At 38.0% G+C, this 13,753-nt stretch carries 15 protein-coding genes; 6 read left to right on the forward strand and 9 right to left on the reverse strand.

Translation table 11 applies throughout. The features are described 5' to 3' along the window. Window positions 1-3: 3 nt before the first annotated feature. The 5 genes from AW17_RS14360 to AW17_RS14380 all read right to left on the reverse strand — a co-directional run bounded on the left by AW17_RS14360 (window position 4) and on the right by AW17_RS14380 (window position 4,360). Window positions 4-1,182 carry a molybdopterin molybdotransferase MoeA gene (locus AW17_RS14360; protein WP_029277564.1) on the reverse strand — a complete coding sequence of 393 codons (1,179 nt, stop codon included), beginning with the start codon at window positions 1,180-1,182 and terminating at the stop codon, window positions 4-6. A 7-nt stretch (window positions 1,183-1,189) separates the two neighbouring features. Next, entirely contained in the window at window positions 1,190-2,170 is a 981-nt protein-coding gene (moaA, locus tag AW17_RS14365) for a GTP 3',8-cyclase MoaA (protein ID WP_029277566.1), read from the reverse strand. Next, on the reverse strand, window positions 2,167-2,757 hold the full coding sequence (locus tag AW17_RS14370; RefSeq protein ID WP_029277568.1) for a nucleotidyltransferase family protein: 591 nt from the start codon (window positions 2,755-2,757) through the stop codon (window positions 2,167-2,169). The genes moaA and AW17_RS14370 overlap by 4 nt, the downstream gene beginning before the upstream one ends. Window positions 2,758-2,760: 3 nt before the next feature. Beyond that, window positions 2,761-3,876, reverse strand: coding sequence for an XdhC family protein (locus AW17_RS14375; protein WP_029277570.1), 1,116 nt, complete (start codon window positions 3,874-3,876; stop codon window positions 2,761-2,763). A 253-nt stretch (window positions 3,877-4,129) separates the two neighbouring features. Next, complete coding sequence (locus AW17_RS14380; RefSeq protein ID WP_036669980.1) at window positions 4,130-4,360, reverse strand: hypothetical protein; 231 nt, start codon at window positions 4,358-4,360, stop codon at window positions 4,130-4,132. 680 nt (window positions 4,361-5,040) lie between these two features. On the opposite strand from AW17_RS14380, the gene AW17_RS14385 reads away from it, so the two are divergent. The 3 genes from AW17_RS14385 to AW17_RS14395 all read left to right on the forward strand — a co-directional run bounded on the left by AW17_RS14385 (window position 5,041) and on the right by AW17_RS14395 (window position 8,086). Continuing rightward, complete coding sequence (locus AW17_RS14385; RefSeq protein WP_051691851.1) at window positions 5,041-6,852, forward strand: alpha-1,3-galactosidase-related protein; 1,812 nt, start codon at window positions 5,041-5,043, stop codon at window positions 6,850-6,852. Between the two features lie 122 nt (window positions 6,853-6,974). After that, window positions 6,975-7,460: a hypothetical protein gene (locus AW17_RS14390; protein WP_029277576.1), complete on the forward strand. Its 486-nt coding sequence runs from the start codon at window positions 6,975-6,977 to the stop codon at window positions 7,458-7,460. Window positions 7,461-7,471: 11 nt separating this feature from the next. Further along, complete coding sequence (locus tag AW17_RS14395; protein WP_051691852.1) at window positions 7,472-8,086, forward strand: glycine-rich domain-containing protein; 615 nt, start codon at window positions 7,472-7,474, stop codon at window positions 8,084-8,086. 188 nt (window positions 8,087-8,274) lie between these two features. Here AW17_RS14395 and AW17_RS14400 read toward each other — a convergent pair whose 3' ends face one another. Then, window positions 8,275-9,246, reverse strand: a complete 972-nt coding sequence (locus tag AW17_RS14400; protein ID WP_029277579.1) for a Gfo/Idh/MocA family protein — start codon at window positions 9,244-9,246, stop codon at window positions 8,275-8,277. Window positions 9,247-9,522: 276 nt separating this feature from the next. On the opposite strand from AW17_RS14400, the gene AW17_RS14405 reads away from it, so the two are divergent. From AW17_RS14405 to AW17_RS14410, 3 genes are read left to right on the forward strand one after another with little or no spacing between them, the layout of a single operon-like run. Then, complete coding sequence (locus tag AW17_RS14405) at window positions 9,523-9,720, forward strand: hypothetical protein (protein WP_029277580.1); 198 nt, start codon at window positions 9,523-9,525, stop codon at window positions 9,718-9,720. 53 nt (window positions 9,721-9,773) lie between these two features. Beyond that, entirely contained in the window at window positions 9,774-9,962 is a 189-nt protein-coding gene (locus AW17_RS24660; protein WP_209444257.1) for a hypothetical protein, read from the forward strand. Window positions 9,963-9,982: 20 nt separating this feature from the next. After that, window positions 9,983-10,588 (forward strand): endonuclease/exonuclease/phosphatase family protein, encoded by a 606-nt coding sequence (locus AW17_RS14410; RefSeq protein ID WP_209444259.1) that lies wholly within the window; start codon window positions 9,983-9,985, stop codon window positions 10,586-10,588. A gap of 19 nt (window positions 10,589-10,607) precedes the next feature. Here AW17_RS14410 and AW17_RS14415 read toward each other — a convergent pair whose 3' ends face one another. The 3 genes from AW17_RS14415 to AW17_RS14425 all read right to left on the reverse strand — a co-directional run bounded on the left by AW17_RS14415 (window position 10,608) and on the right by AW17_RS14425 (window position 13,700). Further along, on the reverse strand, window positions 10,608-11,561 hold the full coding sequence (locus tag AW17_RS14415) for an alpha/beta hydrolase (protein WP_167343681.1): 954 nt from the start codon (window positions 11,559-11,561) through the stop codon (window positions 10,608-10,610). A gap of 165 nt (window positions 11,562-11,726) precedes the next feature. Next, window positions 11,727-13,256 (reverse strand): ArnT family glycosyltransferase, encoded by a 1,530-nt coding sequence (locus tag AW17_RS14420; protein ID WP_029277583.1) that lies wholly within the window; start codon window positions 13,254-13,256, stop codon window positions 11,727-11,729. Next, window positions 13,257-13,700 carry a phosphatase PAP2 family protein gene (locus AW17_RS14425; protein ID WP_051691854.1) on the reverse strand — a complete coding sequence of 148 codons (444 nt, stop codon included), beginning with the start codon at window positions 13,698-13,700 and terminating at the stop codon, window positions 13,257-13,259. Window positions 13,701-13,753 lie beyond the last annotated feature (53 nt).

A 13,753-nucleotide genomic window follows, 5' to 3' on the forward strand; every position in this document is an offset into this window, starting at 1 on the left:
GGTTTAGTTTGGTAAAATCATTACGGTTAGGATGTCGCCTTTTTTTAATTGTTCTTGTGTTTCATCAAGACAGATCAGACAATTGGCCTGTGCAAATGAGCTTAATCGGTAAGATTCCTGTGCGCTAAGCGGGGTAACCAGCCCATTTTCATATTTGCCCTTCAGGAAATGGGTTAGCCCTGCAGGTTTGGAATAAGGATGTGTAAGTTCGGCCTGAACCTCAATTACGCTATTGCTTTTATGAGATAGGGCTTTAACAGATGGCAGTACGTAATTATAGTAGCAACTGAGTACAGATGAAGGGTTACCCGGAAGCCCGAATATTAATTTTTGATCTTTTGTGCCAAAAAACAAAGGTTTTCCAGGTTTCTGTTTCACCTTATGAAAAATCTGTTCAATGTTGCAATGTGTAGCGGCTTCGATTACAAAATCATAATCGCCTACACTTACACCTCCGGTTAGCAGTACAACATCGCTGCTTTCTAATGCAGTTTGTAATACTTTTTTTAGGATCTCGAGATCATCATCGGCTTCGTAAACGGCAATTTGTTCAATGCCTTCGTGTTTTAAAGCTGCAGAAAGCGAATAGGAATTCGATTCGTACACCTGTCCAAATTCGAGTGTTTTTCCTGGTTGTTGTAATTCTTTCCCTGTTACAATAATCGAAATCTTTGGCATGGGATAAACGCTAACTTTGTTAATACCAATCCCGGCCAGAAAGCCAATGGCGGCAGGACTGAGCAGACTCCCTTTTTCCATCGCCAATGCTCCGGCCATAATTTCTGAACCTTTATCCCGTACGTTTAAGCCAAGCTTTAAATTAGAATCCTGCAAGGTGATTTTCCCATCTGTGCGTGTGATTTTTTCTTGCATCACCACAGTATCGGCACCTTCTGGCAAAGGCGCACCTGTAAATATCCTGCTGGTTTCGCCGTTTTGGATGGTCATAGTGGTTGCCGTTCCTGCGGCCATTTCGCCAATTAAGGAGAGTTCTTGTTCGTGATCTTCGAATTTGATGGCATAACCATCCATGGATGATTGGCTAAATGCAGGAATATCGTATTTAGCATAAAAGTCGGCAGCAAGAATGTGCCCTAATGCCTTTGCCAAATCGATTGAAATGGGATTTAATGCTGTTATGTGTTTAGAAATGAGGTCTTTTGCTTCTTTAACGCTAATCATGAAAATTTTATCCTCCAATGGTAATCATACTTCTGTTTTGAATGGTAGTCGCATCAATTTTTTCGAAATCGCTTACCAATTGTCCACCTAATGCTTTCTTTTTGCTCCAAATGGCCGATTGGATTAGTGGAAGCACATCTTCATCTTTCCGCAATGCAGTAAGCAGATCGGTTTCGCTATCCGAAAAAAGGCAGTTTTTGAGTTTGCCATCTGCAGTTAAGCGCATGCGGTTACAGGTATCACAAAAAGGATTGGTCATGGTGCTAATTATGGCAAACGAGCCTTCGTGACCAGGGATCATGAAACTTTTAGTCGTATCATGCGGTTCTCCTTTAACAGGTAATACGGTGAAATCTTTTTCAACCACGGATAGGATTTCATTTAAAGAAAACATCTTATTGCTCGTCCATTTGTTACCGCTAAAGGGCATAAACTCAATAAATCGGATCTGGATGGGATTGTGTTTGGTCCAACCGATGAACTCGCAGATCTCATTGTCGTTAAGGCCTTTCATCACCACCATATTTACTTTCACCTTGATTTTATGCTGCAAAAGCAGTTCGATATTGCTGCGTACCTGATGGAAAACATCCCTTCGGGTAATCATAAAGAACTTCTCAGGTTGTAATGTATCCAGGCTAATATTAATGGTTTTAATACCTGCTTCTTTTAATACAGGAAGCATTTCGGCAATGCGGGTTCCGTTTGTGGTAATGACGAGCTCGACTGGGAGTTTACCCAATGCCGCAATAATTTGAGCTGCATCTTTTCGCACCAAGGGTTCACCACCTGTAAGCCTGATTTTTTTTACGCCATTGGCCACAAAAATTTCTGCAAGCTTAATAATTTCGTCGGTTTGCATGAGCCGGGAGGCAGGGGTGAAGTCGTATTCTTCTTCGGGCATGCAATAAAAGCAGCGAAAATTGCAGTTATCGGTAAGGGATATCCGCAGGTAGTCGTGTATTCTTCCAAAAGAATCTGCTATCATTGCTGGCTAATTAAATTGTTATAATCTGTTTCTGTATCAATATCAATTTCTCCATGTTCGAAAACAACTGTTTCTACATCCTGAGGATATTGTTTGAGTATCTTTTTTGCTCCTTCTGCTCCTGTGAGCGATAAAAGTGCTTCAAAATAATCTTTTTTGAAGAGGACAGGAGTTCCTATCGTTTCTGCATAGGTACTGGCAATTATATTTTTACCTGTTTCTTTCTGCTTTTCGATTAAGTTATTAAAGTTAATCATTTTTATAAAAGCCTGGTCGGCTACAGCAATAATGATACTTTCAATTTCGCTATTATTTCTGATTATAGCAGAAAGCCCGGTTACAATGCTCGAAGCCATTCCATTTTCCCAACTTTCATTGATAACGAAATTAATCTGATCATGCTGATGCTGGCTGGCTATTTCTTTAGCATTTGAACCTAAAACAGCGATAACGGGTCTGCAATGTGTTTCTAAAGCTTCATTTATTACGGTTTGCAAGAGCGTTTTTCCTTTGTAATCCAAAAGCTGTTTTAGTCTTCCTAAACGTGAAGAACTACCTGCTGCCAATATGATAATGCCCGTTTTCAATGCTTAATTGTTTTTTAATTCGTAAACATGGATCGGTTTTTTCTTCTCTTTTAAAAACATGGCCGAAGCACCTGTAAAAACAGATTTAATCTCGGCGAGGATAGAAATGGCGATTTCTTCTGCAGTTTCTGCGCCAATATCCAACCCAACCGGACCATGCACACGTGTTTGGTTTGCTGGCGTTGCCAAATCCAGTTCATCTAACATCCTAACTAGTTTTTTCTTTGGTCCTAGTGTGCCGATATACGGAGCCTTGGTGTTCAATAGATATTTAAGTAGTTCGAGGTCGTAATTGTAATTGTGGGGCATCAGAACAATAGCCGTTTGTTCATCTATCTGAATTTGAGCCAACACATTTTCGGGTTTGCTCACTAAAACCTTGGCTGCATTTGCAAAACGTTGTGGCGTAGCATGCATAGGTCTTCCGTCTATCACAGTTACTTCCCAGCCCAAAAGGTAAGCCATTTCGGCTAAAGGCTGTGCATCATTGCCTGCGCCTGCTATAATTAATGAAATTGGGGGTTGGATGAATTCGAGAAAGGCATCAATCTGTTGGTCGTCAAAATTATAAGCTTTAATTGCCGTGGTCTTATATTCAGAAACTTCCAGGATATCTTTAATTGTCTCATTGAAGATCGCCTTAGGGATTTTAGATAGAATAGGTTCATTTCTAAAAAGCATACTTGTACCCAACTGCAGCTTATCTGTTAGGGAAAAAAATATTGCTAAAACTGCATGCTCCCTTTTGCCTTGCAACGCGGTTAAAATAGCAATGGGATTTAGCTCATCTTCTTCTATAATGGGTTCGAACAAAATATGTACAATGCCATTGCAGCCCAGCTGAACGCCAAATTTGGCATCATTTTCGTCAGTAGTATCATAAGTAATGAGCTTGTTTTCTTGCTGTACAATTGCCGAAAGTGCTTTTCGCAACGCATCGCCTTCTAAACAACCGCCACTAATGGCGCCTGTTAACTGGCCATCTTCAGTAATCAGCATTCTTGCACCAGGTCTGTGGTAAGAAGAACCCTCTACTTTAACTACCGTTGCAAGGGCTGTTTTTTTCTTCTCCTTCGTTGCTTTTTGATATGCCTTTATGATATCGGTAATTTCTTTCATTAGGGATTGATGCAATAGATGATGCAATTTAATGATAATCTATTACAAATAGCCAAAGCAAAAGGATGATGTACGCTTTAAAAAAGTATTACGAATAAAAAGCTTGGATTTTTTGATTCTAATTTGTGCAGTCATTTGTGCAGTCAGATGTTACCATCTGACTGATAAAGTAAACTAAATGCTTATTGTCTCTGAGAAAGAGATTAAGTGTCAGATAGTAATATCTGACACCACTAAAATATGATATCCAGGCTTAAAAAGGCTCGGAATGAAAAATTTCGAGGTTAATACAGCGCAAACCAATACTGTTAAAAAGTTCGGTGATTTCTTTTGTCCAATCTCTTGGCGAATCTACCCTGAGGATTTTATCAGAATCCCATAAATCGATATTCCATTTAATTTCTTTGAACTGGCTGTTCAGCAATGGGCTGATTACGTTTAACTCGTTATCCGTGGATACATTTGTTTTGAAAACGGCTATCATATAGAAAAGTTTTTAGGTTTGTTGGAATTGTAGACGTACAACTTTAGAAATTACTTTAAATAGGATTGATTTTTTTTATCTTTTTATTTGAACCAATCTGTTTAGTCGCTTTAACGATAGCTCTGCAAAAAATAAAATAATGGATTATGAGAGTTGATCGTAAAAATACAATCTGATGAGCTAGGTAAGGCCAGCTTACTTGCGGCATTAGAAAAATTGACCCTTCAACAAGGAAAATTGATTCAATTGTGGTTTTATGATGGTTAGGGTTATGAAGAAGTAGCTAAAAGAAGATAATTAAGTGTTTGGACAGCATAGGACCGTTTATGACGTCTTGAATTCCCCCGTGCACACTTTAAATTTTAGTAGTTTCCAATTGCATTTTAAGGCTATTTTAAAATAAAACTAGAAAAAAGCAAAAAAACTTGGTAAAAGTTTAAGGTTCTGCACACTGATATTAAAAGTGAGAGCAATGATTGACGGGTATATATACCCAGAAGATTTTTTTAATTAATGATACCTTTAAGCAATATTGCGAAAGTAGCAGCAAAAACTGTGATCAGTGATACAGGTCTTAAATCTATAACAGCTGTTCCACAATATTAAACTTAATTCTTTTAAATTAATTTTATAGCTTTCTAAGACCTGTAAGATCTGAATTATTATCATAACACACACAAATGAAAAAATATTTTATTGCCTTATTCTTATGCATTGGTCATCAGCTGCATGCCCAAACCATTGATGTTACCCAATTTGGTGCCAAGCCCAACAGTTTTGCCGATGCTACTGCAAGTGTGAGAAAAGCTATTGATGCTACTAAAGGGCAAGCTAAATCTGTACTTAATTTCCCGAAAGGGAGGTATGATTTTTGGCCAGATAGCGCTACCGAAACACATTATTACATCTCCAACACATCCTCAGAAGAAGAAGTACCGGTAAAAAAACAAAGTGTCGGCTTATACCTAAAAGATCTAAAGAATGTGACTTTAGAAGGTAATGGATCTGTTTTTATCTTTCATGGGAAAATGATCACCTGGGTGATCGATGGTAGCGAAAACATCAGATTGCAAAATCTATCAATTAACTATGAGCGCCCCGGTATGTCAGAAATGACTTTGCAAGAGATTACACCAATATCAATTATAGCTAACATTCATCCTGACAGTAAATTTGCCATTGTGAATGGTCGATTGGAATGGTACGGCGAAAAATGGATTGCTAAAAACCACCATGCGGTACTCATAAGGCCAAGTGCAGGCACTTTATTTTATAGCAATTGGGAAGCTTTTTCCAAAAGTAAAGCTGAAAACATAGGCCCGCTTAAGGTAAAATTTAATGGCGATTTTTCAAAATTTAGGGCACAACCCGGTGATGTATTAACTGTTAGAGACCGTTACCGCGATTATGTGGGCGCATTTAATAACCGCTCTAAAAATATCAGCCTGCACAATATTAAAATGTATTCAATGCATGGTTTAGGCATTGTATCTCAATTTTCCGAAAACTTAAATTACGACAGTGTTTTTGTAGCGCCAGAATCAGGAAGCGGCCGTGTAATTGCTTCGTCGGCAGATGGCATGCATTTTTCGGGTTGCAAAGGGCAAATTACCATCAATAATTGCCGGTTTAACGGTTTGCACGATGATCCGGTTAATGTACATGGTACACATTTAAAGGTAAGTGAAATTGTATCGCCCAACAGTTTAAAATTAAAGTTTATGCATCATCAGAGTTATGGGTTTACTGCTTTTATACCTGGCGACACGGTAGCCTATTTGCACAGTGCCGCACTACAGATTTTTGCCCAGGGAGTGATCAAAACCGCCAAACTAGTTTCAGAAAGGGAGATGCTGATAGAAATGGAAAAACCATTTTCGAGCGAACTTAAAGTGGGTGATGCTTTAGAAAACATAACCTGGACTCCATCAGTAAAAATTACAAATTCAAGGTTTGAGGGAACTATATCACGGGGAACGCTGATTACAACTCGGCGCAAGGTGCTGATAGAGAACAACGTATATTATCGTACCGGCATGCATGCCATCCTGATTGAAAATGATGCCATGGGCTGGTATGAATCGGGCCCCGTAACCGATGTAACCATTCGCAACAACCAGTTTATAGAATGTGGTTTTAATAGCGCGCCCGATAGCTACGCCATTAAGATTAATCCCGAAAACCGTGAGCTGGTAAAAAAATACTACGTACACCGAAACATCAGGATCGAAAACAATACTTTTAAACTGTACGATTATCCTTTATTATCGGCAAAAAGCACAAATGGACTAACTTTTATCAATAATAAGATAGAAAGATCAGATTTTATGCCATCAGGTAAAAAACGTCCAGCATTTAACTTTTTAGCCTGTACAGGTATTCGGATTAAGAACAATCAGTTCGGTGCAGAAAAACCAGAAATACGATTGAAGGAAATGCTTGAAGATGATATCAAATCAGACATTAAGTTCGAAATTCCTGTTAAAAATTAATGAGTGCCAATGGTAATTATTGTGTGTATTTGCTGAATAAATAGTTTATTGTTTGTTTTTTTAAATGAATTGCACGCTTTGCCATCTGCTATATTTTTTCTTACCTTCAGATTTTAAGGCTGATGGTAAAAGATGAAATGATTTTGTATAAAAAGGCTTGGGACTCTGGCAATTGTTCATGTATGGTCAGTCTGTTTTTGTTTTCATTTATTTTTATGGTCGTTGTTTCCTTTTTTTCGGAAGAAAAAGAGGCCTTATCCATCTCGCTTTATGCTTCTGCGATACTAACTTTTATATTAGTAACCGTAAGAGTAGTGGGTTATTGGGCTAAGCGTGAAGAAAACACAGTGCTACTAACGGTATGTGAAGAAGGACTTCATTACTATGAGCATACTGCCCTTATTCAATGGAAAGTTATAACCGATATACAGATTGTTGACCGTAAGCTTTCGGTTTCTGTTGGCGCCTCACCTGCATTGGATTTTACATTAAATTTATTGGACACCGACCTGCAGGAAACGTTCGACGATTTCTGGCAGTTGCTTAACCGGTATTATTATCCCAAAACCGTTTATATCTATGAATCTTCAGTTTCTTGTGGCTGCTAAATAATTCATTGATGAAACCTGAATATATAACGATATTACCTGATGATATAGGTGTAAATTATGCAGACGATCCTTTGTGGCAACGAATTTATGACTATTCGCCGGATAATGAAGATTTTGCAATCCCTTTTTCGCGGAAATTAGCTGTTACTGAGGGCTGGACAAGACGGTTTACTTTACTGGCGATAGCAGAGTATAAGCGTTTTGTGTATCTCTGCTGCATATCGCAGAACGGTGCATCGCCTTCTATTGTGGTTGATAAGGTATGGCATATGCATCTGCTATATACGGTAGAGTACTGGGAGAAATTCTGCCCATTGGTTTTGGGTCGGAATTTACACCATTATCCCAACGTGGGGGGGATTGTGGAATACAATAAACATCAGGATTGGTATTTGGAAACATTAAAACTTTATCTGTTTATTTTCAAAGAAAATCCTCCTCCTGATTTTTGGAGAATACCCAAGGATATTTTACCATATTTATTAGATAAGAAAGATGCCACCTCTTCACAAAACAGTAAGAAATCGTTTTACAATAGAATTATATGCATCATAATACGTAGATTTCAATTTCTCAGTAATTTTAGGGGTATGACAGATAAAGAGCGGAAAAAATCGGTGTAAACGACTTTAAGCCATTATTCCTCATAAACGAAGAACAAGAAGTACCCTTTCGATATCAAAATAGGTATGAACGACACCTTATAAATTAACTTAACACATAAGGAATTTAAGAAAATATAAGGCTATTGAGCTTATATGAACCTTATATGTGTTATGGTTCAATTAAAAAAACCTTCGTCGAATTATTCTTATTTCCGCGTAAAATCATCCATTAACTTCATGGTAATCAATGCATCTTCGCCACTGCATGGATTTTCTCTTTTGCCTAAAAAGTAATCAACTACTTTTTCAATCATAGGTTGCTGTACATGCTGCAAAGGCTCGAACATAAATTCTTCCGTTTGATCAGTTGTAACCGTGATTTTATTGCCAAACATTGGGAAACTGATGTTACCATTTGAACCATAAATCACGCAAATATCGGCCTGATCTTGTGCGGCAACAGAGAAACACCAGGTACCGCTGAAAACAACTCCATTTTTGAAATGGATATTTCCCGCAACCAGATCATCAACCTCAGTGTTTTCCTGTTGTCTGGAGGCAACACCCATGGCATTTTTTACAGCACCGAAATAATAAGTCATGAGATCTAATTGGTGAGGAGCCAGGTCATGAAATAAACCACCACCAGAAATGGCTGGATTGATCCGCCAATTATTGGCTGTTTTGGCAATTAGTGCAGGGTTAGGCGGCTGGAGCATTTTTAACCGGACTAAACGAACATCGCCAATGGTATGTTCAGCCAATAGTTCTTTAACTTTTAAGAACATTGGTTGTGCACGGCGGTAATGGGCCACGCAAAGCTTTATCTTTAGCTGATTAGCAGCGTCAGTCATGCGTTGAGCAGCATTAGCATCTAAAGTCATGGGTTTTTCTACATATACCGGCTTGCCAGCTTTTAAAGCCTCGATGGTATAAGCTTCGTGCTGTAAAGGTGGGGTAGCAATGTAAATGGCATTAACCTCCGGATCGTTAATCAGTTGAGCGGCATTGTCATACCATTTCGGAACATTGTGTCTTTTTGCATAATCTGCTGCTTTGGTACTATCACGGCGCATTACGGCCACCAATTTAGAATTGGCTACCTTATTAAAAGCTGGCCCACTTTTTACTTCGGTCACATCTCCACAGCCAATAATGCCCCATCTGATTTCTTCCATTATATAATCGATTTGAAAGGCTGAATTTAGAAAATATTGCCTGGAAAATATGCTCAATCGATAGAAAGCTTTGTAAAAAAGAAAAGGGATTCACTTTGGGAGTGATCCCTAATCAACTAACCAAACAAACTATTCCGGAAACCACGCCGGAATCAATTTATAAACGAAAGAATTAGGAGATTGTTTTAATGGTTTTGTCTATTTAGTGTATTTTTTTAAAAAGAAAAATAAAACCTTTATCCGGAATTATAGCCTTCCTTTTTTTAGCTTTGTATTATGCAAAATCTTTCCAAGAAGCTTCAGATTGATCTTATAGAACTTAAGGCAAAATATGCCTTTATTATGGATGAACTGGAAGTAACATTTGCGGATGCTTACCTGTCGAAATTGCAAGCTAAACAACGCCTGGCCGAGCAGATGATGATAGAAATGGAGAGGATATTGGCTGGCGAAGCCGGAGCGCATGAAAACTAACTTACCAAGATAAAGAGATAGTTTTTGATATTAACCTTAAGGATTTAACCGATATGAAATTATGCTCTTTTTTAATACTAAGCATTTGCCTTTTGGGCGCTTGTTCACCTAAGATCAACGGACAAGCTGAATCAAAGCGCAGTAATGTACTGCGCATCATGTCTTATAACCTTCACCATTGTAACCCTCCATCAAAAGAGAAAGAAGGCCTAATTGATGTTGATGCCATTGCCAAGCGATAGCACAACAAAAACCTGATCTTGTGGCTTTACAAGAAGTAGATGTGAATACCAAAAGATCGGGCAGTATTAACCAAGCTGTTGTGCTGGCCACCAAATTGAAGATGAATTTTTATTTTGGTAAAGCGATAGACCATGATGGGGGTGACTATGGCGTAGCCATTTTATCGCGCTTTCCTTTATCTTCACAGCAGACTTTTATGTTGCCTAAAAATAAAGATGTCAAAGCAGAACAAAGGGTTTTGGCCATTGCAACTGCCGAAATTGCCAAAGGCGTTTTTATCCGTTTTGCTTCTACCCATCTTGATGCGCAACGCCCGGAAGATAACCGTATCCTTCAAGCTAAGGAGATTAATCGGTTAACAGCAAAAGAAACCCTGCCGCTAATTGTTGCAGGTGATTTAAACGCCGATCCGAGTTTAGAAAGCATTAAAATATTCGATTCTAACTTTACCAGAACATGTAGCAATTGTGGTTTTACCATTCCTGTGATCAACCCGCGGAAAACAATTGATCATATTGGCTTTAAAACAGGAAATCTTTTTAAAATTGTTTCACACGAGGTTATTTCTGAGCGTTATGCTTCTGATCATTTGCCTATCGTTGCAGTGCTCGAATTGAAAAAATAGCGAAACCATACGATTTACGCTACCTCTTTTTTAAAGCAGGAGGTATGCTAAAAGTGGGTTTTTTGTCGGCATCTTTAAAGTCTACTTCCATAAAGTAGCGCTTTTGTTTAATGATGTAATTTTCTATAAACCACAAAATATCAGGCAGGTTTTCAACCATTGGTGATCCTGCTATTTCGTGTCCCATACCTTGTACATACTGAAAATAATATGGATACCCATTTTTTTTGAAGGTGCGTGCCAGGTACTTGGAGCCAAAAAAGCCCCTGTTAAGTAATTTCACTTTGTTATAGGGTACAAGTTTATCGGCTGTGCCATGAAAAAGCATTGTAGGTGCTGGTGGCATAGCATATTTTGGTGCACCATGATAACTTAATATTGCTCCGGCAAAAGAAATTACACCTTTGTATTGAAAATGCTGTGGCAGTTTAGCCGATAACGCTGTCGCATTCCGCTTGTTATAGTCGGCATGTAGTGCAGTAATAGCGCCCGCACTTGATCCCGATAGGATGATCATAGCCGTATCGATACCGAGTTCTTTTGCATTTTTAAGCAGATAAGCTGTTGCGTCGAAAACATCAGTCGTAGCGGTATCAATAGCAGCTTTTAAATTTGAAGTATTAAAGGGACTGGGAAATTTCTTTCCTTTAAGGCCTAATCTATAATCAACAGACACCACTTTAAAACCATGCCCTATCAAAGTATTAAAGTATTGATCAAATAACTTACTGTCTCTATGGCCCATTACAAAGCCACCACCAAATACAAAAAGTACTGTTGGCTTAGTTTCTGTTATTTTACCACTGTAATAAATATCTAACTTTAGTGCGCCTGAATCTGTTTGCGAAAATATTTTAGTATCTACATGATATTTTTTATCCTTGAGTACAATCTGCCCAATTGAGGATAGAGAACTGAATAAAAGCGTGAGGAACAGCAAGCTTAGCGGATATACTTTGTTATTGGGCATCATCTGTTTTTTAGGAAAAGGTTCGCTATTAGCCAAATGGATCGGCTTTGATTTCTAAGCTAATTTATTGCATTTTCAGCTCAAGTGCAATTAAATACACGATATTCTACTCTATGGGTTTAATTTTAGATTTAAACATTAATTTAATCGGCTATAAATGCGAATGCCCTATTTTTTATAGCCATTTAGCCTAAATAACAGAATGTTTTTACAAATAACGCCGTTTCTGAAAATAGGCGTAATAATTGGTGCTTTGCAGAATTTAAACTGAGATTTGATTAAGTTTAGGCTGTTTTCATCGTAAAGATTAGAAGGGATAATGTAATATACATTATCTCCTGTGCTTAATTTCTGTTTAGTTTGGTTCGACCAATAATACTGGTGAAGATCGAAGATTTCCCCTATGCCATAGGTATGTAAACCCGTTTTGGCGCAGACATAAAAATCTAAATGGGCTGCAGGAAACCACTTTGTAATCACTATGGTATGGACTGCCTTATTTTTTTTTGATGATTTATCCGTGCGGTAAATAGAATCGATTATTCTTGCTGTTTCTTTCCAGCCGTATAAATCTAAGGTGGGGTCGCCCGTACCCAAATACATGGTGTCTTTTTGTGGTGAAAATGTACCCTTGTAAAAGTTAATTGCGATGAGACCTGCACTTATCACAAACAAGAAAAACAGCATACTTGTACTAATAATGGCTTTTACTTTGGATAAGGTAAAAGATTCCAGTTTCAATGCAGAAAGGTATATTAAACAGCTATAGGCCGGGCCAGACCAATGGGGTAATGTATCTCTAAAAATTGAAAGAAAAATCAGCGTCGCAATAAGTGGGAGCGCACAATATAATAACAGTTGTATTTCGCTTTTAAGAAGGTGATGTTTGGTTTTGATGAAACTATAAACCGCAATCCACGCCAGAAAAAAAACAATTGGATTGTTGTAAAATATTTGCCCGCTAATTTCTCTGACAAAAGCCAATGGGTTTATGCCGGCATGGAACAAGCTAACCCGATTACTATGATAGGTGTAGGTAATGAAATGATGCTGGATGTTCCAGATGATAAAAGGAGATACTATAATTAAACTAATTAACATAGAAACATACATGCCTTTTTGCACCATCAATTTTCTATTGCTAAACAGGGCAAACAATACAACAGCCACCCATAAGTAGATGCCATGAATCTTACACATCATACAAAGACCTGTTGCCACGCCGAACCAGCACCATAGACTTAATGTGGGTAAACCCAGATGAATAGATTTGGTGATTTTAAGTAACAAAAAGATGCTCCATAGCCAGAAAACCATTTGGGGACTATCTGGCAAAATAAATGTCCCAGCGATAACGCTGCAATAAAAAGAAGAAGAATAAAGTAAAACAGCAAACCAACCAACTCGGGCATTAAGGAGTAATTTGCCTGTTTTATAAATGATTATTGTACCAATTGTTGATGATATTATAGCGCCAAGCCGAACAGCCAATTCGTTGTGAATATATAAATTTACTGTTGTTGCTCTGATTAACCACGCCACAAATGGGGGATGATCAAAATAATTCCATCCCAGATTTAAAGCGTAGGTCCAGTAGTATACCTCATCGTTTCCAAGTGCTATTGTTGAAGCAATGATCAGTTTGATCACAGTCATTACCATTATAAAAAGCCAAAGTTTAGCTGGAATTTCTTTCACTTAAATGTGGTTGGCCTGACTGGCGATTTTAAGCTGTTTATACCTTTTGCTTACCTTTGCCGATCTGAAAATTTTGAGATCGTATACTTGATGATAACTAACCAAAGCACAGGTTATACCGGTTATTGCTCCAAAAATTACATCAATAAGGAAATGCTGAGCCAGGTATATGCGTGAATAACCGATTAGAAAAGCAAAAAATAAGCAGTAAAACGAGGTTTTATTTTTCTTGAAAACCAAAACGAACACTGTGGCTAAGGCAAACGCAGAAGCGGTATGACCTGAAGGAAAAGAATTTTGATCATGCATGCTTACCCCTTCAACAAAATGAGTATAATGAAATAAAGTCTGCTCGAAAAAATATTTAGGCCGTGGCATGTGAAATATCCTTTTTGCAATTTGAATAAGCAGCCCTGAATAAATATAAGCAAGAACCACAGTCATTGCTTTTTTCTTTTTCCTGTCTTCCGCTGTTTTTTAAACCCTGAATAAACGGT

The sequence above is a fragment of the Pedobacter borealis DSM 19626 genome (assembly GCF_000708285.2).
Taxonomy (GTDB): domain Bacteria; phylum Bacteroidota; class Bacteroidia; order Sphingobacteriales; family Sphingobacteriaceae; genus Pedobacter; species Pedobacter borealis.